Raw genomic sequence first — 25,743 nt, 5'->3', positions numbered from 1 at the left:
TTTAAGTGAAAAATTGGAAACTTCATGGACTCGTTCTTGTTTTAGTAATCATTGCCGAACTTATAGGAACTTTTAAATTCAAATGTGGTCCTGGAACTGTAGTTTTACTACCTATGCTATATGCATTAATAATAGGAATATTCTTAGGACCAAAATTCCTAAAAATTGCAAACAAAAAAGATATGGCTGATGCTGGAGGGTTAATTACCGTTACTCTAATGCTTCTTATGGCTAGATATGGTACTTTAATAGGCCCAAGCTTACCTAAAATCATAAAAGTAGGTCCTGCTCTCATATTACAGGAATTTGGTAATATAGGAACTATTTTTCTAGGTATTCCATTAGCTGTTGCACTAGGTCTAAAAAGAGAATCTATTGGTGCTGCACATTCTATAGCTCGTGAGCCTAATGTTGCATTAATAAGTGATGTATATGGAATGGATGGTCCTGAAGGTCAAGGAGTTATGGCTGTTTATATATGTGGTACAGTATTTGGGACTATATTTTTTGGAGTGTTAGCAAGCTTTTTTGCTGCTTATTTACCATTCCATCCTTATGCATTAGCTATGGCATCTGGAGTTGGTAGTGCCAGCATGATGACCGCTTCAGTAGGTTCTTTAAGTACTATGTTCCCTCAAATGAAAGATACATTGGCTGCTTTTGGTGCTGCAAGCAATATGCTATCTGGATTGGATGGACTTTATATGTCACTTTGGATAGCATTGCCAGTTTCAGAATGGCTTTATAAAAAAATGTATAAAATTAAATATAAAACCTTACCTACCTCAGATATATCTGTAAAGGAGGGTAAATAATGAAAACAAAAAATATTTTATTTATTATGGTTATAGTAGGAATTTTATCTTTAATTGGTAATTTAATTGGTTATAAAAATGGTATCATAGAATCCATTCCAGGCATGATAATACTTATCGCTATTTGTATTACTGGTATATTACTCTCTAAATTTATACCTGGTAAAATACCAAGTGTAGCGTATATAGTTTTAATTGGATGTATTTTGACATTTCCTAATTTTCCATTTGCTACTGCTATTTCAGCTGCGGTAAAAAAAGTAAGTTTCTTATCACTAACAACACCAATACTTGCTTATTCAGGTATTTCAATAGGTAAGGACTTAGATACTTTTTCAAAAATAGGTTGGAAAATTATAATATTAGCTTGTTTTGTATTTATAGGAACTTATATTTCATCAGCTGTTATAGCACAATTCATATTAAAATCACTAGGACAAATATAAGAAAAGTGCATCGCACTTTTCTTATATTATGATGTTATTACCGCTGCTAATAACAAAAGCCCTATATTATCTTTATATATTTTATCAAATTGACTTAGTGAAAGTGGATTTACTCCCTTTCCTACTTCAACAGTATAGCCAGGAGTTCCAAACTTATCAATTACCCAATCTTTATATCCAGCATAAGATGTTATTCCATAAGCTTCTGCAAGCTCATATCCTGCTGCTTTTGCTAAAGCCTCTCCTATTCTTTTCATTTCTTTAGTAGCTTTATTCATGAAATTCCAATATATAACTTCTCCTTGACTATGATATGCTAATACCAATTTAGGATTATTCTTTCTTGTAAAGTTAACTACTGTTTTAGTTTCAACTTCTGATTCTGGAAATTCCCCTGAATATCTTGTTGGTCCTGGACCATCTATTCCTAATTTTTTCTCAGATTCCTTAGATAGTTGCCAAGCTGCATCATAATTATGATTCAAATCCACTCCTCTGACATTTGCATTCCAGGTTTTTGAAAAATCTTTACTTCCATTATTCCATTTTATTAACTTATCATAGTAAGGATTATCTTTCTTTAATCCATTTATAACTAGATCTATTCCATCTGGATTTACCATAGGCATTATATAAACAGTACTTTTATTCCACATATCTCTTATATTATAACCTTTTATGCTTCCTCCTTGTGCATAAGCTTTAGAAAAGTCCTCAATAAATTTCATAAGTACTGGAGTAGTAATCCATTCCAAAGAATGATGAGCTGCATTATAAAAAACTTTGTTAGGTCCTTTGCCTAGCTTAACATAGTATAAATTTCTTCCTAAAGTACTTTTTCCAGCAATACCCACTTCTATAAAAGGATATCTTTCTTTCAATCCTTTTATGTCATGTTTTAAAATATCATAAGTATAATCAACATTTGTATCTACCACATCAATTGAATATGGCACCTTTATTTCCATACCTACTCTTAGATTGTAAGGATTCAATCCTGGATTTGCTGTAAGTATACTATCCAACGGTGTAAAATACGCTAATGATATTTTGTACAAGCTATCCCCCTGTCTTATTTTAAATATGTCATACCCTAAGATATATGTTTTTAATACACTCCATGTCTTAGGACCTATAACTCCTGTTGCTTGTATACCATTATTAGTTTGAAATCTTAATACTGCATCTTCAGTTTTACTTCCAAAAATACCATCAACCGGACCTGCTTTATATCCTATCTTGTTCAAAACTGCTTGTACTTTCATTACATCTGATCCTTTTGAACCAAATTTCAAAGTTCTCACACTATCACCCATAATTAAATTATTTCTCTACATTATTATTTTATAATTAATAATATTTTTAGTGATTACTTTTAAAAGAATTAAATAAATTTTTCGAAATGATAAACAATAAATTCTGCATATAAATAAGTATTTTTAGAATCATAAAATTTCCTAAATTAAATAAAATGAAAGCAGTGTTATTTTACTCAACACTGCTTTCATCATATAAATGGCATGCTACTTTATGACCATTTTCCATTTCTTTCATTTTAGGTTTTTCTTTTTTACATATTTCCATACATTTATTACATCTTGTATGAAAACGACATCCTTGTGGAGGATTAATTGGACTTGGTACATCTCCCTTTAGTATTATTCTTTCTTTTTTTGCCTTAGGATCAGGAATTGGAATCGCAGATAACAAAGCTTGGGTATATGGGTGTTTTGGATTTTTATATAAGTCATTATCAGCTGCCACCTCAACTAAATCTCCTAAATACATAACTCCTACACGATTACTCACATGCTTAACTACATTTAATCCATGAGCTATAAACAAATAAGTCAAATCGAATTCTTTTTGAAGATCATCTAATAAATTTAAAACTTGTGCCTGTATAGATACATCTAATGCGGATACAGGTTCATCGCATACGATTAATTTTGGATTTACTGCCAAAGCTCTAGCTATACCAACTCTCTGTCTTTGTCCACCACTAAATTCATGTGGATATCTATTTTTTTGATAAGAAGCAAGGCCAACATAATCTAACAATTCCAAAACTCTTTTTTCAACATTACCATGTTTAGCTAAATTATTAATTTTAATCGGTTCAGCTATAATATCTCCTATAGTCATTCTAGGATTTAAAGAAGCATAAGGATCTTGAAATATTATTTGTATATCCTTTCTAAATTCTTTTTGCCTTTTTTTATTAGCAGTTACTATATTTTCACCATTAAAAACTATCTCACCGCTTGTTGGCTTTAATAAATTAACTATCATTTTTCCAGTTGTTGATTTACCACATCCTGATTCACCTACTAGCCCTAAGGTTTCACCTTTATATATATCAAAAGACACACCATCTACAGCTTTTACATTGTTTGTAACTCTATTTAAAATTCCAGAACGTATGGGAAAATATTTTTTTAAATTTTTTACTTGTAATAATGCTTCAGCCATTATTCCGCCCCCTCTTTAGCTATACAAAAAACATCTAACTTTTCTTCCATCAACATCAATTAACTCAGGTTTTTCTTTTTTACATCTATCAATACATTTAGTACATCTTGTACTAAATGGACATCCTTTTGGTAAATCCAAAGGATTTGGAACCATTCCATCTATCATAAACAGTTTTTCTTTTTCATCATTAATTTTAGGAATTGATTTTAGAAGCGCTTCAGTATATGGATGAAGTGGTTTTTCAAATATTTCATCTACTGTAGCTTTTTCAACTATTTGACCACAATACATTACAACAACTTTATCTGCTATTTCCGCAACAACACCTAAGTCATGAGTAATCATTAAAATAGATGTACCCATTTTTTCTCTAAGCTTTAACATTAAATCTAAAATTTGTGCTTGAATTGTTACATCTAATGCTGTTGTAGGCTCATCTGCAATTAACAGTTCAGGTCTACATGCAAGTGCCATAGCAATCATTATACGTTGTCTCATTCCTCCACTCATTTGATGTGGATAATCTTTAACTCTTTTTTCTGGAGAAGGCATACCAACTAATTCAAGCATTCTGATTGCTTCCTTTGCTGCCTCTTTTTTGCTCATATTTTTATGCCTTATTAATGTTTCACATATTTGCCTTTCTATAGTAAATACAGGGTTTAATGAAGTCATAGGTTCTTGAAATATCATAGATATCTTATTTCCTCTGATATCCTGCATTTCTCTTTTACCCTTTTTTAACAAATCTTCTCCATTAAATAATATTTCTCCCCCCACAATCTTTCCAGGTGGATTAGGAATAAGTCTCATTACTGACAAGGAAGTTACACTTTTTCCACTACCTGATTCTCCAACCAAGGCAACAACCTCTCCTTTATCAACTTCGAAATCTACTCCATTTACTGCATTTACATCTCCAGCCTTTGTTTTAAATTGAACTTTAAGATTTTTAACCTCTAATAACATATTTTGCCCCCCCTAATTACGTAGTTTTGGATCTAATGCGTCACGAAGACCATCGCCAAATAAATTAAATGCAAGAACAGTAATTGTTATAGCTATCCCAGGAAATACAACTATATGAGGAGCATTAAAGAAATAACCTCTTCCTGAACCTAGCATACTTCCCCATTCTGCTGTTGGCGGTTGTACTCCTAGCCCTAAGAATCCTAAAGCTGCCGTATCTAAAATTGCTGAAGATATTCCAAGGGTAGCTCTAACAACAATTGGTGAAATAACATTAGGTAAAATATGTTTGAATATTATAGCCCTATCTGTATTTCCTATTACCCTTGCTGCTTGAATATATTCACTTTCTTTTACTGATAGAATTGAACTTCTAACTATTCGAGCATACTCTGGAATAGTAACAATACTTATTGCAATTATTGCTTTATCTATACCACGACCAAGTGCACTCATAAATGCTATAGCTAAAAGCAATGATGGAAAAGCTAATATTATATCCATAACTCTCATAACAATCATATCTATTTTTCCACCATAGTATCCCGCTATAGAACCCATTACTATACCTATAGTAAGTGCAAAAGCAACTGCTGTAATACCAACTCTTAGTGATATTTTTGTACCATCTATAATTCTACTTAAAATATCTCGTCCTTGTTCATCAGTACCAAACCAATGCAACGTAGAAGGTGCTTGTAAGCTTTCTGACAACTGACCAACATTAGGATCGTATGGTTCTATAATCCTTCCAAGTATAGCTAGTAAGAGTAATATAACAATTATAACCATTCCTACTAACGCTGCCTTATTTTGCTTGATCATATACCACATTTCTCTCCATTGAGAAAATTTCTTTTCTTTCTTTATATCTATATCTTTTTGTAAAACTTCATTTTTTATCTCTATGTTATTTTCCATTCCCAAGACCTCCTTATGAATATTTAATTCTAGGATCTAGATGTGCATAAAGTAAATCCACAAGCAAGTTAACAACAACAAATATAACAGCAAGCATCATAACTGCTCCTTGAACTACTGGATAGTCAGATTTTATTATGGAGTCTACTACATACCCCCCAACACCTGGCCATGAAAAAACTGTTTCAGTTAAAACCGCGCCGCCAAGTAATGATCCTAACTGAAGACCTATTACAGTAATAATTGGAATTAATGCATTTCTTAACGCATGACTTAAAATAACTGCTTTTTCAAATATTCCTTTTGATCTTGCTGTACGAATATAATCCTGTCTTATTACCTCAAGCATTGTAGATCTAGTCATACGTGCTATAATTGCTGTTGAATACGATGCTAGTGCCACAGCAGGCAATATTAAATGGCTTAATGAGCTTTTAAAAGCTTCCATATCTCCACTAATCAAACTATCTAATAAGTATAGCCCTGTTATATGTTGAGGTTCCATACCCATTTGAATTCTTCCCGCAACCGGCAGAACACCTAATTTTACAGAAAATAACACTATAAGCATAAGTCCAAGCCAGAAAATAGGCATTGATACTCCAAGTAATGATATTATCATACTTATATAATCAACGATTGTATTTTGTTTAACAGCAGATATTACTCCTATAAAAATACCAATAATCGCAGCTAAACAAATTGATACTAAAGCGAGTTCAACAGTAGCTGGAAAACGAGAACCTAACTCTTTTATTACCTGAGTTTTAGTTATAAGTGAATTTCCTAAATCACCTTGTAAAATACCTTTTAAAAAATTAAAATATTGTATATATAATGGTTGGTTTAATCCCAGTTCTTCTCTAAGTTTTGCTATTTGTTCTGTAGTTGCATGCTGTCCTAAAATTATACTAGCAGGATCACTTGCAAGCACATGCATTACAAAGAATACAAGTATGGATACTCCAAGCAAAACTGGAATAAGCATAAGTAATCTTTTAATTGTATATTTAAGCATTAATACGCCCCCCTATATCTAAATAAAGAAAAATGGGAAACCCATACGGGTTTCCATTCATCTTATTAACCAACTATTCTTTATCTACGTATTTCAAGTATACAACTCCTGTTGGATGATAACCAAATCCCTTAACTTTAGCTGAATGTCCTGCCATAACTTCTGCACTTGAAATTGGAAGCCATGGTGCATCCTTAGCTAATATATCTTGAATATCTTTGTACAATTTATTTCTTTCTTCTCCATTTGGAGTTCTTCTTGCTTTTGAAAGCAATTCATCTACTTTTTTATTACTATATTTTGCAGCATTTAAGCTAGATTCTATCTCTTTAGAATCAAGTAATGATAAGAAGTTATCTGGATCCCCATTGTCTCCAGTCCATCCATAGAACATTATATCCCCTTCACCTTGTTTTGCTTTTTCTTTATATTCTGTCCAAGTATAAGGTTCTATTGTAGATTTAATTCCTACTTTTAATAAATATCCTTGAATAGCTTCTGCAAGTTTTTGTCCAACTGTATTATATGGTCTAGGGTTTGAATAAATTATCATTTTTATTTCTAATTTTTCTTTTCCTAATTCTTTTAACATTGTTTTTGCTTTTTCTGGATTGTATTCATAAGGTTTAACCTTATCATTAAATCCTGGAATAAAGCTTGGCATTTGGCTGTTAGCTATTGATGAATATCCTTGATACAAGAATTTCACAAGTTCTTCTCTATTAATAGCATAACTTATTGCTTCTCTTAACTTAGCATCATTAAATGGTGCTCTTTCACAGTTGAAAGCCATATAGTTTATATTCATACCTGGTCTTTTATAAATTGTAGCACCTGATTTTTCTATTTGAGCAACATCATTAGGATCTACTCCATCTATTATATCTACTGCTCCTGTCATAAGCTGAGTCGCTCTAACTGAATTTTCCTTTGTAAATTGGAATATAGCTTTATCAACTTTAGCTTTTTCTTCATCCCAATAATCTTCATTTTTTTCTAAAACTATTGATTGTCCCTTATCCCATTTAACAAATTTAAATGGACCAGTTCCTACTGGATTTTCCATAAGCTTACCATCATACTTCTCCAAAGCAGTTGGACTTACAATAGGTGCAGCAAGCACCATAGCTAGATTAGCCAAGAATGGAGTATATGGCTCTTTTAAAGTAATTTTTACAGAATAATCATTAACTACTTCTACTTTTTCAACTTCTCCAAAAGTAAATGATGCATAAGGCATATCATTTGTTCTTTTAGGTGGTAATTGTCTTTCAATACTAACTTTAACTGCTTCTGCATTAAAGTCTGTTCCATCATGGAATTTTACACCTTCACGTAATTTAAAAGTATATACTTTTCCATCATCACTTACTTTCCATTCTGTAGCAAGTGAAGGTTCAAGTTCTGTTGAGTCCTTCTTATATCTTAGTAACCCATCATATACATTTGCTATAATTTTTGCAGATTCTCCATCATCTACATAAGCTGGATCTAATCCTCTTGGATCAGTTCCTTGTGCAAATACTAGTGTTTTAGCTTTCTTTTTTTCAGTTTGCGCAGTATCTTTTTGTTTTGCCCCACTTGTTTCTGCACTATTTTTAGCACCGCAACCAGCAAATAAAGTAGTTGCAACAAAAACAGACGTCAAAGCTGCTGCTAATAATTTTCTCTTCAATTTTTATTCCCCCTTTTAACTGCAAGTTTAATATTTAATATTTCATTTATCACTTTTTAATTAATATGACTTTATACATGTTTATGCATAAATATAGTTTTTAGTGATAAAATTGAATTATTCTTCTTACAATACCCCTTTTAATTTTTCAATAAATAGTATTTTTTATATTAAATTATTACTTTTTTTATTAGTTTTAACATTATTTCAATATTTATATCCAGTTCATATTAATAAATCGTTAGTTGGTATTTTTGTGTGTTTTTTCCTCAAATACATTTGTTTGTTTGATTTTTATTTTTGATTATACCACTATTTTCTTTCAATTGCAATATTTTTATATTATTTATTCATCTTGTATTCGTTTACAACTTTAAAGTAATAAAGTGTTTAATTCAATTCTCATACCATTAGAAGTATGTTCCTCCTCACTAAAAATTTCTTTTTAAAAAAAGGATACAAATTACATAAAAATTAATTTGTATCCTTTGGTCGCTAACATAATTTTCAATTTAATAGTCTATACTCTAACTTATATTTATCTTTGCCCTAATTTTAAATTTGGAATTGCATTTAATTCTAGCGGAGCATTTTTTTTCTTTAAAAATTCATAATACGCAGCACTTCCTATCATAGCTGCATTATCTGTACATAATATAGTATCTGGAAACAACACATCTATTCCTTTTTCTTTACCTTTTTCAATCATACAAGTTCTTAACGTAGAATTAGAAGCAACCCCTCCAGCTATAGCTATTCTATCTACTCTTTTAATTTCACAAGCTTTAAGCGCATTATCTACCAAAACATCTACTACTGCTTTCTGAAATGATGCTGCAACATCAGCTTCATTTACTTCTTCATTTTTCATTTTTTTCTTATTTAAATAATTAAGCACTGCAGACTTTATTCCACTAAACGAAAAATCTAAGCAATCCTTCTCATGAAAATTAGCTCTTGGAAAAGTAATTGCTTCTGCATTACCTTGTTTTGATATTTTATCTATTTTAGGTCCTCCAGGGTATCCCAACCCTATAGCTCTAGCAACTTTATCAAAAGCTTCTCCCGCTGCATCGTCTCTAGTTTGACCCATAACTTCAAAATCTCCATAATCCTTCATATAAACTATAAAAGTATGTCCTCCTGAAACTACCAAACAAACAAAAGGTGGTTTCAAATCTTTATACTGTATAAAATTTGCACTTATATGTCCTTCTATATGATTAACACCAATTAACGGTTTTGAAATAGCATAAGAAAGTCCTTTTGCATATTGAACTCCTACAAGTAAAGCTCCTACAAGACCTGGTCCATAAGTAACCCCTACCGCGTCTATATCATTTAACGTTAAATTTGCTTCACTCAATGCTTCTTGGACAACTGGAGTAATAGCTTCAATATGTTTTCTTGATGCCACCTCTGGGACTACCCCACCAAACTTAGTATGAATATCTATTTGTGATGCTATTACATTTGATAATACTTTTCTTCCATTTACAACTACAGCAGCTGCTGTTTCATCACAGCTAGACTCTATAGCAAGTATTTTTACATCCTTTTCCATTATTTTAACCTCTCTATCTAACTTAAATCAGCTTATTTTCTAATATAAACATTTTCAGCAATAATTATACTTTATTAAAGAATAATACGCAACTTAAGAATATTGCGAAGCAACATTCTTATATTGTGTTATAATTAGCTTTGAAAAAAGTCATAAAGGGGTTAATATTATGTCTAAAGCTTATGCAAAAATTATAGTACACGGTTCTCCTATTTCAAAATCTAACTTTAAACTTTCTAACTTAAAAGGAAGATCAATTTTGCCTTATAATTCTGGAAAATATCACGATAGATATGCAATATATGAAGAACAGATAGCCTATGAAGCAAGGCTCCAAAATCCAAACACCATACTTACGGAATCTCTAATTGCAGTTTTAAAGGTTTATTATAAAAGCAAAAAGCGCCATCCTGATACCACCAATATACCAAAGAGCATATTTGATGGTATAGAAAAAAGTGGACTAATTATTAATGATGCTCAAATCAGAAGACTTATACTTGAAGAATATTATGATAACCAAAATCCAAGATTTGAATTAGAACTTTTGGGAGAGAGTACATACTATATTAATTACGAGATTCGTGAAAGAGATTCTACTTTAGACCCTATAGAATATTCTGCACCGTCAAACAAAAAATCTTCTTACATATCAAAAACTAAAGATAGTAATAAGAATCTAAATATAACCTGTTGTGAGATATGTGGTAAACCTTTAAAAAAAGAAGAAGCTATTTCTGCAAATAAAGGTCAAACCTTAATATGTAAAAATTGCTTAAGAAAATTATTCTAAAAAACATATAAGAAAAATGCATTGCATTTTTCTTATATTATAAGCTTTTAACATAATATGCAGCATTTTTGCCTGCTTCATAACTTTCTGTTGTTATATAATCTATAGCATCATGAATATATAATGCATTCCCACAAGCGAATACACCCTCCATACTGGTTTGCATTTTAAAATCCACTTCTATACCTCCGGTTTTTAATATAGTCCTTATACCAGCCTTTCTGGCAAGTTCATTATCCGCAGTTAATGCTACTGATAACAATACAGTATCACAAGGTATATACTCTTCAGTTCCTTGTATAGTAATTTTATTTTTATCAACCTTGGCAATAGTTATACCCTCAACTCTATCTTTTCCACGTATATTTATTACTGTATAAGACAATTTAAGTGGTATATTGAAATCATCCAAACACTCTATGACATTTTTTTCAGACCCATCTGGATAAGGCATAATTTCAACAACAGCTTTAACCTTAGCTCCTTCCAAAATTATTCTTCTGGCTATTATAAGAGCGATATCTCCTGATCCTAAAATCACAATCTCTTTTCCAGGCATATATCCATCAACATTAATAAATTTTTGTGCTGTACCCACTGTGTATACACCTGCACTTCTTATACCTGGCATATTTATAGCACCTCTAGATTTTTCTCTACATCCTGTGGCAAGAATTACAGCTTTAGCTTTTATCTCTAATATGCCCTCTTCACCATTAACTGCAGTTAAAATATTATTTTTACTAAACTCAAATACCATTGTATTTAATTTATATTCTATATTTAATTCTTTTAGCTTATCTATATATTTTTGAGCATATTCAGTTCCTGTAAAATCTTCTTTAAAAATTTCAATTCCAAATCCACTATGTATACATTGCTTAAGAGCTCCTCCCAGTTCATCCTCTCTTTCTAAAAGCAGAATACTTTTTATTCCCTCTTGCTTAGCTTTTATAGCAGCTGCAAGCCCCGCTGGACCTCCACCTACTACAACCATATCATATTCCTGCATCTAAAATTCCTCCATTCTGAAATCCTTTTCGATACCATTAATTACATTTAATAGTAATTCTTTATTCACATATTACCAAAAAACATTAATAACTTCAATCAATTTGGAATATATTTGCATAAGAAAACACTGGATGATATACTATCTAATGTAACTCTGCAAATGACTTGCATTATTATTAGAAGAGGTGATAAAATGAAAAACTCATTAAAAAAACTCTGCACATTTATATTAATTATTTTATGTTTCATACTTACAGGCTGCAAAAAGTCTTTAGAAACTCAAAATTCTAATACCAAAATTAATATAGCGGTATCTATAGTACCTGAAGAAACTTTTGTAAAAGAAGTTGGGGGAGCTTTAGTCGATGTTATCACTATGATACCTCCCGGAGAAAGCCCTACTAACTTTGAACCTACTCCTAAACTTATAGAAAAATTCAGTAAATCAAACTTATATTTTTCTATAGGAGTTCCAACTGAAAAAAGTTCCTTATTACCAGTAGCTAAAGATTTAAGCAATACAATGAAAATTGTTGATCTAGCTAGTGAAGTTGAAAAAACATATCCAAGTCGTGAATTTTCTCCTGGTAAAAAAGATCCGCATATATGGTTATCTCCTAAACGAGTTAAAATCATGGTCAATATGATCAAGATTGAATTGAGTAAAATAGATCCTGAGAATAAAAGTACCTATGAAAATAATGCGGAAGGATATATAAAAAAACTCAATAAACTAGACAGTAATATAAAAAAATCATTGGAAAATTTAGAAACTAATACTGTTATTGTATATCATCCTTCGCTAGGATACTTTTGTGATGATTATGGCTTAAAAATGCTATCTTTAGAAGAGGAAGGAAAAGAATCAACAGTACAAAGCTTACAAAACAATATTGATATTGCAAAAGGAAAAAGTATAAAAGTTATATTTTACCAATCCGAAATAGATAGTAGCCAATCAACAACTTTTGCTGATGAAATTGGAGGTAAAGCTCAACAAGTATCTCCATTGGCACCGAACTATATTGAAAACCTTCAAACAATAGCCAATACATTTAATAGCATTTTAAATAATTAACTCTATATAATAACATTAATAAGGGTTAAAATTTAGAATTTATAGATTGAAACTTTGTTTATAAATTCTAAATTTTAACCCTTTAATTATTTATTATTCTAATAGGTTTAGTTTTTTTGCTAAATATTTTGTGGTACTAGCCTGAAATAATAATGTAATCAATATTGTCATAAATACAACTGATGAAATTATATCACTATGAGGAATTTTCATACTTATAATCATTCCAGATAAAGCAGCTGGAATAACACCCGTTTCTCTTACCCACATAATAAATATTCTTTCACGCCAATTCCACTTAGCTTTTTTATCAAAGAAAGTACAAATTATTACTACCAAAGGACGAACTATAAACATCATAACTACTACAATAATTAATGCATGTCCCCAATATTTGCTTAATGTATTAAAATCGACTTGAATTCCTAGTAGTATAAAAATTGCCATTCTCATTAGAAAAGCTAAAGTTTCTCTTACATTACGCTGTATTGTAAAATCTATTTCCGGCACCCACAGTTTAAATGTCTTTTTATTACCACATATTAATCCTATAATAAAAGTAGCCATATATCCACTGCCATGTACTTTTTCAGCAAATGTATAAGCGATAGCTACAGCTAAAATAGATATTAGTGGAGCATATTCATGAAATATCCCATATTTTGAATCAGATATTATAAAAGAAAAAACAATTCCCATAATACATCCTACAATAAGTCCACCTAGTATCATAATAACAAGTTCATATATATTTTCTGTTAGAGAAAATACCCCTGATTGAATTATAGTTAGGATAGATAATACTAATATCGCCCCTACTGCATCGTTAAATGCAGATTCACTTATAACTGTTTGTTTCACTTTATCCCTTAATGTAATTTCTTTAAAAACCGGAACCAATGTTGCTGGATCAGTAGATGCAATTACTGCTCCTAGAAGAAGCGCATATATAAAATCCATATGAAAAACATATACAGCAACAATTCCAATAGCAAAAGCTGTTATAACAACACCTAATGTAGCTAATAACCCTACTGAATATTTAACATCATTTAATATATCCAGTTTAATCTCTCGCCCTCCATCATATAATATAAATGCAGAACCAAAAGTTAAAATCAATTGATTTCCTAAATGATATTCATTAGTGCTTACCAGATTTAATACTGATGGTCCTATAATAATTCCTACTATTAGAAACAACACAACATCAGGTACTTTTAGTTTTTTACTTACTTTTGATGCAATCATACCTGAAATCAAAACTATTACAAATAAAGTTAAGATATTGTCTGTTAACACCATGTCTACAGTTTCCATATTAGCTTTCCTCCTTTACTCTATTAAATAAATACTTCTTAAACACATTTACTTAATATATAACTTCCATGAAAAAAAAGCAAAAATGAAAACTTTTTATTTTTTCATTTTAATGTTGATTAATATAAATTTAAACGAATTCATCTCGTAATTTCTTAATATCTATAAAATTACAGAACACAGTTAATATAAAGACTAGATATTTTACTAATTTAAAGTTTTAATTAAATTGTATTATTTTAGATGTATAAAAAAAAGACCTGTGAAACTAACGTTTCACAGGTCTTTTTGGCAGGGGCACTAGGACTTGAACCCAGAACCAATGGTTTTGGAGACCACTACTCTACCAATTGAGCCATACCCCTTCACAACGAATTTTATTATATCATGAATCATATATATATGCAACATTTTTTTAAATTATATTTAATATTACTATCTAAAGATATTACGCAATAAAGTTGACGTATAATAGTATCAGCTTGCCGTCAAATCATCTTAAGTGGATATACATGCTTTTTATTATATAGTATATTTTCTATTCCAAAATAGTATGTTACAATTATTTTGGTAACTAATAATTTGAACTTTGAAGCGAGGTATAAAAATGAGAATAAGCTTAGACAAAACTATACGTGCTATATCAACAGCATTAGATTTAGCTGAAATTAATTCTGTAGAAAATATAGAAATCGTAGAAAAGATTTCAAACATAGATTACTCAAGACATCACTTTACTCATCATTCAAAACGTACTGCTTATATCGCGCTTAAACTTTCAAACCTTTTTAATTTAAATGATCAATATAGAAAATCTTTATACATAGCCTCTCTTTTACACGATATAGGTGCAGTAAATAGCTTGAAAATAACTCATACATCTGCTACTTTTATAAAAGAACATTGTATTAACGGAGCTAATATAGTAAAACCTTTTCCAATATTTGATGATATCTCAGATATTATTCTGTATCATCATGAAAATTTTAACGGCAGTGGACCAATTGGATTAAAAGATTCTAAAATTCCGTTAGCAAGTCAAATAATTAGAATAGCAGACCTTGTAGAACTATTATACGATGAATCACATCCTCCATATGCACAAAAAAACACTATTATAGATTGGATTAACACAAAGGCAAACACAATTTTTTCTAAAGAAATAGTAGATGCTTTTATGAAGATTTCATCAGTAGAAGCTTTTTGGTTTGATTTAGAAAATGTAACTTTTATTGATCTTATTTTAGATAAAATTTCACCTAAAATAAATAATTATTTAGACTTAAAAGAATTTGAAACAATAGCGTCTGTATTTTCAAATATTATTGATGCTAAAAGCAATTTTACCGCAAGACATTCAAGAGGAATATCTGAATTAGCTTATATGATTTCAAAGCATTTAAAATACTCGGAAGAAAAGTGTGCTAAAATGAAGATTGCTGGTCTACTTCATGATATAGGTAAATTAGCTATACCTTCAAACATATTAGATAAAAATGGCTCCCTTACCTCTGAAGAATTTTCAATAATAAAGTCTCATGTATATTATACTTCAATAATATTGGAAAGAATCGAAGATATTCCTGATATAAGTGCTTGGGCCTCAAATCATCATGAAAAACTAAATGGCAAGGGATATCCTAGAGGTTTGTCTAGTAAAGATTTATCGGAAGAATCCAAAATACTTGCTGTTTGTGATATATATCAAGCTCTGATAGAAGATAGACCTTACAGAAAAGGATTAAGTAGAACTAAAGCTTTTGCCATACTAGATGAAATGTCCGAAGAAAATGGAATTTGCAAAAGTGCGCTTAAACATTTTAAAAATGCTCTACAATAACAAATAAGCAATTTTTTGCAATTACAATCCATCTACAATTTTTTAATATATTGTAGATGAATTTTTTTATTTACTTTTCTTTTTTTGATATTTAGGATAGAATATCAAATGAATAGAACTTACATATTTTAATAAAAGTTTAAATTAGGAGTGTAAATATATGGAATTCATTGTAGATAGTGTTGAAAAAACTATAGATATAGGAATACAAATAGGTAAGAAGGCAAATAAAGGAGATATAATTTGCTTAATTGGTGATTTAGGTACAGGAAAAACCCATATTACAAAAGGAATAGCTAAAGGTTTAAATATAACTGATTATATAACAAGTCCCACTTTTAATATAGTTAACGAATACGACGGAAAACACAAACTATATCATTTTGATGTATACAGAGTTAATGATCCTGATGAAATTGAAGCTATTGGCTTTGATGAGTATATTTTTGGTGATGGTATAAGTATTATTGAATGGGCTAATTATATTGAAGAACTAATACCACCAGAACATTTAAGAATAACCATTGAGAAACTACCAGATATAGGTATAAATTTTAGAAAAATAAGTATACAATATAGTGGTAATAGATATAACTATGTAAAGGAGATGTAAATTATGAAGGTTCTTAGTATAGATTCTTCTACAGCAAGTGCATCTTGCGCTGTTTTAGAAGATAATAAGTTACTTGGTGAAATAACATTTAATGATAAAAAACAACATTCTGTTATCTTGATGCCTCAAATAGATACTTTATTAAAAAACTTGAAATTAACTTTAAATGACATAGATGGTTTTGTAGTATCAAAAGGTCCTGGTTCTTTTACCGGACTAAGAATAGGTATCGCAACTGTAAAAGGATTAGCTCAAGGAACTGATAAACCATTTATAGGAATTTCTACTTTAGATGCTTTAGCATATAATTTAGCTTATACTTCTGGAATTATTTGCCCTATAATGGATGCTCTTCGTGACAACGTATATACAGCACTATATACGTTCAATAATCATAAATTACAACAGCTAACTGATTATACAGCTATTCACATTGATGATTTAATTTCAATTTTAAAAGCTCAAAACGAAAAAAACATCAGCTTTATTGGAGATGGGATTCCAAAATTCAGAGAAAAATTAAGTAATGAATTTGAAAATATCTTTTTTGCTCCACCTCACCTTAATGTTGCCAAGGCTTCTTCATTAGGTGAATTAGGTTTGTTAAAACTAAAAGAAGGAGAATCTGATAACATCTTATCTTTTGCTCCTATTTATATCAGAAAATCTCAAGCTGAAAGAGAATATGAAAAGAAAACAGGAATGAGTATAAATGAATAATATTATGGTTTATGATATAAACGAAAATTTTATAATGGATGTTCTCAAAATAAATACTTTGTGTTTTAATCCACCTTGGAGCTTAACAACTTTGAAAAGTGAAATTGAAAATAAATTTTCAAAATATATTGTGGTAAAACAAAATGATAAAGTTATAGGTTATGCGGGTATTTGGATTATTATAGATGAAGCTCATATAACCAGTATAGCAGTTCATCCTGAATATAGATGCATCGGTGCAGGAGATATTTTAATAAAAAAAGTTATTGATATTTGTAAACTACGTAAAATTCCCGCTATAACCCTAGAAGTACGCGAAAACAATATTCCCGCTATAAATCTCTATAAAAAATACGGATTTTCACAAGAGGGATTACGTAAAAACTATTACTCAGATAATACTAATGCTATTCTTATGTGGAAAAAAGACGTCTTAAGTTAGTTAAAAATTAAGAGTTAATAGTTGAAAAGCTTATAAATAAACAAAATCACCAGAAATGTCTGGTGATTTTGTTTATTTATAAGCTTTAATTAATTTCCAAATGCACTTTTTTTATTATCTTCAAGCATTTCTTCTTTATGAAGTACTGGTGAAATTTTTTTATATACAGGTATAGTTATAGCAGACACTACAAAACATTTAATTAAATTAAATGGTAATATTGACCACATAACTAAATCTTTCAAATCTTTTATTTTAGGATTTACTACTGTACCCATTTTTACAAAGGCTTCTATTGGTGCTTTAAAAGCTTTTGCAAACAATGGTAAAAATATATGATAATTTAATACTGCTGCACTTACTGACATTACTAAAGATCCAACTATTAATCCTAAAATAGCTGTTTTTTTAGATTTTTTGTATTTATATACACTTCCTGCTACAACAACAAAAATTGATCCTACTAAAAAATTAGCAAATTCTCCGACAAATCCTGTTTGTGTACCTTTAAACATTATGTGAAGTATATTTTTAAATAACTCAATTAGTACACCTGCAACAGGTCCAAATGAAAAAGTTCCAAATAATGCTGGAAGATCACTTATATCTATTTTCAAAAAACTTGGGAAAATAGGTAGTGGTATTTCAAAAAACATAAGTATAAATGCCATTACTGATAAAAGTGTAATTTTAATAGTTTTGTTTAAGTTACTTTTTCTCATTACTTTACCCCCATTTTGTCCATCTTCAAGGGTCATAGGATATTGTTAAATAAAAAGCCCTGACACTAAAAATTGTCAGGGCAAAAATTCTATGTTCAACAACCTATACCTTCTTCCATCCAGACTTTACTGTCGGTCTTGGAATTTCACCAAGTCAACCATATTACTACAGTTCGCGGACTATACCGCCGGTCGGGAATCACACCCTGCCCTGAAGATATTATTTATTTTTTTACTTATAAATAATTATATCATTTATTTTGTAAAATTCAACTTTATTTTTTCATAGAAAGAGAAATTCTTCCTCTTTTATTATCCAGTTCTAATACTCTAACTTCTACTATATCTCCAACTTTAACAACATCAAGAGGATGTTTAACAAAACTATCAGACATCTGACTTATATGAACTAATCCATCTTGATGCACACCAATATCTACAAAAGCTCCAAAGTCAGCTACATTTCTAATTGTTCCTGTTAAAACCATTCCTGATTTTAATTGTTTTATATCAATTACTCCTTTTTTAAATATAGGTTTTGGCATTTCTTCTCTTGGGTCACGTCCTGGTTTTCTAAGTTCTTTCATTATATCTTCAAGTGTTGGAATACCAATCTCAAGTTTTTCTGCTAAAACCTCAATTCCTATTTTTCTAACCTTGCTATCTATATCTTCCACATTAGCTTTTCTAACATCATCTTCAGTATATCCTAAAGTTTTCAAAAGCTCTTTAGCTGCTTTGTATGACTCTGGATGAACTGAAGTATTATCAAGAACCTCAGCACTCTCTGGTATCCTTAAAAAGCCTGCACACTGTTCAAATGCCTTAGGTCCCAATCTTTTAACTTTCAATATCTGCTTTCTATTATTAAACTTACCATTTTCTTCTCTATAATTTACAATATTAGTTGCAATAGAAGAACTTATACCAGAAACATAAGATAGTAGTGATGGTGTTGCTATATTAAGATCAACCCCAACACTATTTACACCATCTTCAACAACACCAGTTAAGGACTCATCTAATTTCTTAGAAGCAACATCATGCTGATACTGTCCTACCCCTATTGATTTAGGATCTATTTTTACAAGCTCAGCCATTGGATCTTGAAGTCTTCGTCCTATAGATATTGCACCTCTTATAGATACATTTATATCTGGATATTCTTTGGATGCAAGCTCTGAAGCTGAATAAACAGATGCTCCCGCTTCTGATACAATCACATAAGATAACTCCTTACCTTTTTCTTTTCTTACTTCATCAATAAGTTTTGAAATTACTTCCTCTGATTCACGACTAGCAGTTCCATTTCCAAGAGATATAACATCAACATCATGTTTATATACTAATTCCTTTAATATTTTAATAGAACCTTCTATGTCATTTTGAGGAGCCGTAGCATAAACAGTTGCTGTATCTAAAAGTTTTCCTGTATCATCTAAAACTGCTATTTTACATCCTGTTCTAAAACCGGGATCATATCCAAGAACAATCTTTCCTTTGATTGGAGACTGAATTAACAGTGCTTTTAAATTAGCTTTAAATATTCCAATAGCACCATCCTCACCTTTTTCTGTAAGCTCAGCTCTTATTTCTCTTTCAATAGAAGGATATATAAGCCGTTTCAATGAATCTGCTGCTGCTTCTTCTATATATTTATCAGTTATATCATTAACTTTTAAAGCTTTTCTATTTAAATAACTTATGATTTTATCCATGTCACTTGTAATTTTAACTGATAGTATTTTTTCCTTCTCACCTCTATTTATAGCAAGTATTCTATGAGAAGGTATCTTACGTACTGGTTCTGAATACTTATAGTACATTTCATAAGGAGTTGATTCCTCACTACTGCCACTGCATTCGATTAATCCTTCACGACGAATAAATTCTCTTATCCATTTTCTATATTCAGCTTCATCTGAAATAACTTCTGCTATAACATCTTTTGCTCCATTCAATGCTTCTACCACATTATTTACGTCTTTATCTTTATCTATAAATTCTTTTGCATAGTTTTCTATATTTTCTTTAAATTCACCGCTTAATATTATTTCTGCTAGCGGCTTTAACCCTTTTTCTACTGCAATAGTAGCTCTTGTTCTCTTCTTCTGTTTATATGGTCTATATATGTCCTCAACTTCAGTTAGAGTTTCACATTTTTCTATTTTTAATTTTAGTTCATTTGTAAGTTTACCTTGCTCATCAATTATTCTTATTACATCAGCTTTTCTTTCTTCTAAATTTCTTAAATATGTAAGTCTTTCAGAAAATTTTCTCAAAACAACATCATCAAGTCCACCAGTTTTCTCTTTTCTATATCTAGCTATAAAAGGAACAGTGTTTCCACTATCTAAGAGTTCAATAACACTATTCACCTGCTTAATACTTATATTAAATTCATTAATTAATTTATTATTAATATTACTCATAAAACTCCTCCTTTATTAACTTATTTATTTTACTCTATTATACCTTAAAAGTCCAATATTCCATCATATAACATTTTGTACATTCATAAGTATATATATACTTATTTTTAAGGAGCTATATATGAAAAAATTAATTAAATATTTTATATTATGTATTTTATTAGTATCTTTTTATACTAGTTTTAAAACCTTTCAAGTAATAGATTCCTTTAACACTGAAAATGTTATAAATACTATTGATTATTTATGTTCAGATCATTTTAAAGGAAGACTTTCAGGAACTTTAGAAAATAAACAAGTAGAACAATATATCAAACTTAAATTTATTGAAAACAACCTAAAACCATTTATGGGAAGTTATGAACAAACTTTTAAAATAAATTACCCTAAAATGCTGAATAAGGAACCATTTTTAAATATAATTGATACAAATGGTCATATAGTAAAAAATTTTATATACAATAAAGATTTCAAAGAAGATATGCTAAATTTTAGGAATAACAAATTTAGTATTAATAATGAAAATCCATTATTAATACAACGAAAAACTTCAATACAAATTAAACAAAATAAAGATTATTTCTTATTTTACATACCTTCTGATAGAACACTTGAGTTCAGAAGTTCTTTTATAAAGACAGCCCCCTGGAGCATGTGCATTAAAGTAACTGAAAATACTTTAAAAACTATTAAAGAAGCTCTGTCTAAAAACTTCACAATAAACTGCTTTATTCCTTTTACTACGCAGGAAACTACTGCTAGAAACATTATGGGCTATATAGAAGGAAAAGATAAAGATTCAGATCCTATTATAATCTCTGCTCACTTTGATCATTTAGGTTGTGATTTATGCAATAACATTTATAAGGGTGCTTTAGATAATGCTTCTGGTACTGCATTTATGATGGAAATGATTAAATATATAAATTCTATTGGAAAGCCTACTAGAAATATATTATTCTTAGGTTTTAATGCAGAAGAATTTGGCTGTATCGGCTCCACTAACTTTGTACAAAAATATAAAAATCATCTTAAAAATAGTAAGGTTTTCAATTTTGATATGATAGGAAGCGATAACGGAGTCCCTCTTTATATAATGGGTGGCAAAAAAGATTCATCTAAAAATGATTTTATAAATTCTATTTCTAGCACATGCATAGATGAAGATATACACTTTAATTATCTATTTAAAGACGCTAGTGATCATAAATCTTTCAGAGAAAATAATATAGACGCTATTACCTTATGTGATAATGATACCTCACGAATTCATACTCCGAATGATAAACCTGAGTTTATATCTACTACTGCTATAGAACGCTGTTTTAACGTAGCTTCAAAGGAAATAATTAAACAGGCATATTATAGTAACCCTATGCTTATTTATTATAAACAATGCATGATAATATCTCTTACTGGAATAATTTTAATACTTATACATTGCATAAAAAACAAACGTGCTAGCTAAACTCTACCTCGTAGATTATTTTATATCAACACTATACTAATTGATTATGATATAAATAGAGTAGTAAAGCCCTATACAATCTTACTACTCTATTTTAGTAACTTGTTCTTTTTAAGAAATTCTCTTGCAACATCCTCGGCATCCATCTCCTCTTCTCCATCAACCTTAAGATTAAGTTCAGTCATTATATCTGTAGTTAAAAGACTAAAAAGTTTATTTAATTTATTTTCCAATTTAGGATACTTTTTTAATAGTTCTAGTCTTACTACAGCTGAAACATGATAAGGAGGCCATATTTTTTTATCATCTTCTAAAATAATTAAATCATACTGCTTCACTTGACCATCTGTACTATTTCCAAGAGTTACATCAAATTGTCCTTTTACCAAAGCTCTATATTGCATTCCCATATCCATTTTAATAACATCTTTAAAGTTATTAAATCCCCCATATACTTTTATCAGCTGCTTTATACCATCCTTTCTCTCCCAAAACTCTGCCGGAGCTGAGAACACTAGCTTATCTGCATTTAAAGCTACATCTGAAAAAGTATGTATATTATATTTAGTAGCAATTTCTTTTGTAGTTACTAGTACACTTTTATTATCCATTGGTGATTGCTTTAACCATATAAGATTAAATTTATCTTTATATTCTTTTTTTACAATATCATATACCTTTTTTGAATCCTTAACTAAATCTTTTTTTAAAATATACATTAAAGCAGAACCTGTATATTCAGGATAAATATCTACAGCACCATTCTTTATTGAATCATGAATTAATTTAATTCCACTCATACCAAACACTCTATCAACTTCAATTCCTTCATTTTCTATTATCTGAGCAATCATCTCTCCAAGAATATATTGTTCCGTGAAATTTTTACTACCTACTTTTACAGCATTTTTATTAGTTCCTATACTATCTAGAACTTTACAGCTAGATAAATTTAAAGATATTACGAATATAAGACAAATACTTATAATTCTCTTTAAACTTTTCAATATAAACTCCTCCTAAATTTAAAAGCATATATGGCTTGAACTACCTTTCGTTTATTAAGCATTCCTTTTAAAACAAAAAACGTTTTTCTATTCTACTAAAAACAAAGCTAGTTAAGAATGCTAAAACACTCACTGGTACTGCTCCAATAACCAATAGTTTTGTATCCGCTATACTAAGACCTGTGAGAATAAAATCACCTAACCCTCCTCCACCAATAACTGCAGCTAAGGTAGCACTTGCTATAATTTCAACTGCTGCTGTCTTTATCCCTTGTATAGCTACCTTCATCGCTAGAGGAAATTCTATTTTCCAAAACATTGATTTTGAATCCATTCCCATGCCTTTTGCCGCTTCTATAACTATAGGATCAATCTTCTTGAATCCTTCATAAGTATTAATAAGTATAGGTGGAATACCAAGTATTAGAAGAGCCATAACTGCCGGTTTAAATCCTATACCTAAGTAAGGCATAACTAGTGCTAACACTACCAAACTAGGTATCATTCTTATAAAACTAGATATGCTTAATATAAGTGCTGAAAATTTTTTATGTTTATATATAAATATTGCTAAAGCTATTCCTATAAGGCTTCCTATTAGTAATGCTAAAAAACTTATCTTTAAATGAATACTTACTGCCTTCCAAAATTCTTGTTTATTATCTTTTATGAATTCATTTATATATTTAAACACTTATTATCCCTTCTTCTATTTATGTTACTTTCTTGGTTTTAAACTAATGAAATGTTCTATAATTCTAAAAATTAATTCTGTTAAAACCATTAATACTCCTAAAGCTATTGTTCCTGAAATTATTTTTCCACTATTATTTGTACGGATTCCTTCAAGGACAAGTTCACCCAGTCCTCCTCCATTTATAAATGCTGCAATAAAAGCAAGGTTAATTATTGAAATAGTAGCTATTCTAATTCCCGCTACTATGATAGGGATTGCTAATGGAAACTGAACTTTTAAAGCTAATTGTAATTTGTTCATTCCCATTCCTCTTGCAGCTTCAATTATCTCTGGTTTAATCGTTGTTATTGATGTAATAGTGTTTCTTACCAAAATCATTTGTGCATATGCAGCTAACGTAATTAAAGCTGATTTAGCGCCAAGTCCAAAAAAAGGTACTAAAAAAGATAATAATGCTAATCCAGGAATTGTGTATATAACCCCAAAAAAATTTGTTGTTATTACAGCAGCTTTTTTATTCCTTGAAACTACTATTCCTAAAGGTATTGCTATACAAAGTGCTATGAATAATGATAAAAAAGTTAAAATAGAATGCTCTATAAATAATTTTATTACTCGTTCCCAATGAGTTACTAAATACTTCATATTTTATATGTTTCACCTTTCCAAACTTTTTGAAGCGCATTCCAAGTAATATTTCCTACTTTTTTTTCATCATCATTTATAACAGTTAAAACTTCATTACCACTTTGCAAGAATACAGATAATGCCATTTTTAGAGTATCAAATTCTCTTAATGTTTGTTTTTTATCTAAAACGTCAGTCGTTTCTTTACTCTTTTCCATAATTCTTTCAATTGTAATAACACTTAATTTTTTAAGTACATCTTTACATCCAATAAAACCTTCTACAAATTCATTTTTAGGGTGATTTATTATTTCAAGAGGTGCTCCATATTGAATTATTTCTCCTTCTTTAAGAATAACTATTATGTCTGCAAGTTTTAAGGCTTCATCCACATCATGAGTAACAATAAAAATTGTTTTATTTGATTTTCTTTGAAGATTTATTATTTCATTCTGCAATTTAACCCTTGTAATAACATCAATTGCTGAAAAAGGTTCATCCATTAATAAAATTTCTGGATTAGCTGCCATAGCTCTAGCTATTCCTACTCTCTGCTGTTGACCTCCTGAAATTTCTTTTGGAAATCTATTCAAATAAGTATCTGGTTCTAAGTTTACAAGTTCCAGTAGTTCTTTTGCTCTATCTAAAATTTTATTTTTTTCCCAATTTAACATTTGTGGAACTACAGATATATTTTCTAATACTGTCATATGCGGAAATAAACCTGTTTGCTGAACAACATATCCCATACTGCGCCTAAGTTGAACAGGAGATATTTCTTTTATGTTTTTATCATCGATAAAAATTTCTCCTGAATTAGGTTCATATAAACGATTTATCATTTTTAGTAAAGTTGATTTGCCACACCCTGAAGGTCCTACAAAAATTATAACCTTTCCTTTTTCTAATTCTAAATCAACCTTATTTACAGCAGGCTTTTCCTTATTGTTTTTATAGTACATAGTTACATTTTTAAAAACTATACTATCCACATATATTCTCCTTTTTATAAATAAAAAAATATCATTAAAAGTAGTTTTTCCAATATAGAATAAATAATTCTATACCTTATCTATAAATAATACAT

Annotated in this window: 23 protein-coding genes, 1 tRNA gene, 1 pseudogene and 1 riboswitch; of the genes and pseudogenes, 9 read left to right on the top strand and 16 right to left on the bottom strand. The window is 29.7% G+C overall.

Going from position 1 to position 25,743, the window contains the following annotated elements:
* Positions 1–5: 5 nt before the first annotated feature.
* Both OW763_RS15185 and OW763_RS15180 read left to right on the top strand, forming a co-directional pair.
* Positions 6–815 carry a DUF3100 domain-containing protein gene (locus OW763_RS15185; RefSeq protein ID WP_268042202.1) on the top strand — a complete coding sequence of 270 codons (810 nt, stop codon included), beginning with the start codon at positions 6–8 and terminating at the stop codon, positions 813–815.
* Positions 815–1,261 (top strand): DUF340 domain-containing protein, encoded by a 447-nt coding sequence (locus OW763_RS15180; protein ID WP_268042200.1) that lies wholly within the window; start codon positions 815–817, stop codon positions 1,259–1,261. The genes OW763_RS15185 and OW763_RS15180 overlap by 1 nt, the downstream gene beginning before the upstream one ends.
* A 26-nt stretch (positions 1,262–1,287) precedes the next feature.
* Here OW763_RS15180 and OW763_RS15175 read toward each other — a convergent pair whose 3' ends face one another.
* From OW763_RS15175 to tsaD, 7 genes are all read right to left on the bottom strand, one after another.
* Positions 1,288–2,565 carry a M14 family metallopeptidase gene (locus tag OW763_RS15175; protein ID WP_268042198.1) on the bottom strand — a complete coding sequence of 426 codons (1,278 nt, stop codon included), beginning with the start codon at positions 2,563–2,565 and terminating at the stop codon, positions 1,288–1,290.
* Positions 2,566–2,749: 184 nt separating this feature from the next.
* Positions 2,750–3,733, bottom strand: a complete 984-nt coding sequence (locus tag OW763_RS15170) for an ABC transporter ATP-binding protein (RefSeq protein ID WP_268042196.1) — start codon at positions 3,731–3,733, stop codon at positions 2,750–2,752.
* Between the two features lie 15 nt (positions 3,734–3,748).
* Positions 3,749–4,705, bottom strand: a complete 957-nt coding sequence (locus tag OW763_RS15165; protein ID WP_268042194.1) for an ABC transporter ATP-binding protein — start codon at positions 4,703–4,705, stop codon at positions 3,749–3,751.
* A 12-nt stretch (positions 4,706–4,717) separates the two neighbouring features.
* Positions 4,718–5,626: a nickel transporter permease gene (gene nikC / locus OW763_RS15160; protein ID WP_268042192.1), complete on the bottom strand. Its 909-nt coding sequence runs from the start codon at positions 5,624–5,626 to the stop codon at positions 4,718–4,720.
* Positions 5,627–5,639: 13 nt separating this feature from the next.
* Complete coding sequence (locus OW763_RS15155) at positions 5,640–6,644, bottom strand: ABC transporter permease (RefSeq protein ID WP_268042190.1); 1,005 nt, start codon at positions 6,642–6,644, stop codon at positions 5,640–5,642.
* A 73-nt stretch (positions 6,645–6,717) separates the two neighbouring features.
* Positions 6,718–8,319 (bottom strand): ABC transporter substrate-binding protein, encoded by a 1,602-nt coding sequence (locus tag OW763_RS15150; protein ID WP_268042188.1) that lies wholly within the window; start codon positions 8,317–8,319, stop codon positions 6,718–6,720.
* A gap of 538 nt (positions 8,320–8,857) precedes the next feature.
* Positions 8,858–9,883: a tRNA (adenosine(37)-N6)-threonylcarbamoyltransferase complex transferase subunit TsaD gene (gene tsaD, locus OW763_RS15145; protein ID WP_268042187.1), complete on the bottom strand. Its 1,026-nt coding sequence runs from the start codon at positions 9,881–9,883 to the stop codon at positions 8,858–8,860.
* A gap of 169 nt (positions 9,884–10,052) precedes the next feature.
* On the opposite strand from tsaD, the gene OW763_RS15140 reads away from it, so the two are divergent.
* Positions 10,053–10,676, top strand: a complete 624-nt coding sequence (locus OW763_RS15140) for a RusA family crossover junction endodeoxyribonuclease (RefSeq protein WP_268042186.1) — start codon at positions 10,053–10,055, stop codon at positions 10,674–10,676.
* Positions 10,677–10,722: 46 nt separating this feature from the next.
* Here OW763_RS15140 and OW763_RS15135 read toward each other — a convergent pair.
* Positions 10,723–11,688 (bottom strand): annotated as a pseudogene (locus OW763_RS15135) (NAD(P)/FAD-dependent oxidoreductase); the annotation flags it as partial.
* 195 nt (positions 11,689–11,883) lie between these two features.
* Between OW763_RS15135 and OW763_RS15130 the strand changes: the two are divergent.
* On the top strand, positions 11,884–12,768 hold the full coding sequence (locus tag OW763_RS15130) for a metal ABC transporter solute-binding protein, Zn/Mn family (protein ID WP_268042185.1): 885 nt from the start codon (positions 11,884–11,886) through the stop codon (positions 12,766–12,768).
* A 93-nt stretch (positions 12,769–12,861) separates the two neighbouring features.
* Here the strand turns inward: OW763_RS15130 and OW763_RS15125 are convergent, their stop codons facing one another.
* Together OW763_RS15125 and OW763_RS15120 are read right to left on the bottom strand one after the other, a co-directional pair.
* Positions 12,862–14,088, bottom strand: coding sequence for a cation:proton antiporter (locus OW763_RS15125; RefSeq protein ID WP_268042184.1), 1,227 nt, complete (start codon positions 14,086–14,088; stop codon positions 12,862–12,864).
* A gap of 289 nt (positions 14,089–14,377) precedes the next feature.
* Positions 14,378–14,453: transfer RNA gene (locus OW763_RS15120), tRNA-Trp, on the bottom strand.
* Between the two features lie 242 nt (positions 14,454–14,695).
* On the opposite strand from OW763_RS15120, the gene OW763_RS15115 reads away from it, so the two are divergent.
* From OW763_RS15115 to rimI, 4 genes are all read left to right on the top strand, one after another.
* Positions 14,696–15,928: an HD-GYP domain-containing protein gene (locus tag OW763_RS15115; protein ID WP_268042182.1), complete on the top strand. Its 1,233-nt coding sequence runs from the start codon at positions 14,696–14,698 to the stop codon at positions 15,926–15,928.
* 160 nt (positions 15,929–16,088) lie between these two features.
* A complete protein-coding gene (gene tsaE / locus OW763_RS15110) occupies positions 16,089–16,541 on the top strand; it encodes a tRNA (adenosine(37)-N6)-threonylcarbamoyltransferase complex ATPase subunit type 1 TsaE (RefSeq protein WP_268042181.1) in 453 nt (150 codons plus the stop codon).
* A 3-nt stretch (positions 16,542–16,544) separates the two neighbouring features.
* On the top strand, positions 16,545–17,261 hold the full coding sequence (gene tsaB / locus OW763_RS15105; RefSeq protein ID WP_268042180.1) for a tRNA (adenosine(37)-N6)-threonylcarbamoyltransferase complex dimerization subunit type 1 TsaB: 717 nt from the start codon (positions 16,545–16,547) through the stop codon (positions 17,259–17,261).
* On the top strand, positions 17,254–17,703 hold the full coding sequence (gene rimI, locus OW763_RS15100) for a ribosomal protein S18-alanine N-acetyltransferase (RefSeq protein WP_268042178.1): 450 nt from the start codon (positions 17,254–17,256) through the stop codon (positions 17,701–17,703). The genes tsaB and rimI overlap by 8 nt, the downstream gene beginning before the upstream one ends.
* An 89-nt stretch (positions 17,704–17,792) precedes the next feature.
* On the opposite strand, the gene OW763_RS15095 is transcribed toward rimI, so the two are convergent.
* On the bottom strand, positions 17,793–18,425 hold the full coding sequence (locus tag OW763_RS15095) for an ECF transporter S component (RefSeq protein WP_268042176.1): 633 nt from the start codon (positions 18,423–18,425) through the stop codon (positions 17,793–17,795).
* A 103-nt stretch (positions 18,426–18,528) separates the two neighbouring features.
* Positions 18,529–18,648: riboswitch (FMN riboswitch) on the bottom strand.
* A gap of 52 nt (positions 18,649–18,700) precedes the next feature.
* Positions 18,701–20,857: a Tex family protein gene (locus tag OW763_RS15090; RefSeq protein ID WP_268042174.1), complete on the bottom strand. Its 2,157-nt coding sequence runs from the start codon at positions 20,855–20,857 to the stop codon at positions 18,701–18,703.
* Positions 20,858–20,978: 121 nt separating this feature from the next.
* Between OW763_RS15090 and OW763_RS15085 the strand changes: the two genes are divergently transcribed.
* Positions 20,979–22,325 (top strand): M28 family metallopeptidase, encoded by a 1,347-nt coding sequence (locus tag OW763_RS15085; protein WP_268042172.1) that lies wholly within the window; start codon positions 20,979–20,981, stop codon positions 22,323–22,325.
* 89 nt (positions 22,326–22,414) lie between these two features.
* Here OW763_RS15085 and OW763_RS15080 read toward each other — a convergent pair whose 3' ends face one another.
* The 4 genes from OW763_RS15080 to OW763_RS15065 form a co-directional block, all read right to left on the bottom strand.
* The gene (locus tag OW763_RS15080) at positions 22,415–23,332 is read right to left on the bottom strand and encodes an ABC transporter substrate-binding protein (RefSeq protein ID WP_268042170.1); all 918 of its coding nucleotides are present in this window, start codon (positions 23,330–23,332) and stop codon (positions 22,415–22,417) included.
* A gap of 67 nt (positions 23,333–23,399) precedes the next feature.
* Positions 23,400–24,026, bottom strand: coding sequence for an ABC transporter permease (locus OW763_RS15075; protein WP_268042168.1), 627 nt, complete (start codon positions 24,024–24,026; stop codon positions 23,400–23,402).
* Positions 24,027–24,050: 24 nt separating this feature from the next.
* On the bottom strand, positions 24,051–24,674 hold the full coding sequence (locus OW763_RS15070; RefSeq protein WP_268042166.1) for an ABC transporter permease: 624 nt from the start codon (positions 24,672–24,674) through the stop codon (positions 24,051–24,053).
* Positions 24,671–25,648 (bottom strand): ABC transporter ATP-binding protein, encoded by a 978-nt coding sequence (locus tag OW763_RS15065; protein WP_268042164.1) that lies wholly within the window; start codon positions 25,646–25,648, stop codon positions 24,671–24,673. The genes OW763_RS15070 and OW763_RS15065 overlap by 4 nt, the downstream gene beginning before the upstream one ends.
* Positions 25,649–25,743 lie beyond the last annotated feature (95 nt).

Origin of the sequence: Clostridium aestuarii (assembly GCF_026735135.1) — a bacterium.
Taxonomy (GTDB): Bacteria; Bacillota; Clostridia; order Clostridiales; family Clostridiaceae; genus Clostridium_H; species Clostridium_H aestuarii.
Note: the sequence above shows the minus strand (reverse complement) of the source record. Positions and strands in the feature narration are given on the sequence as shown.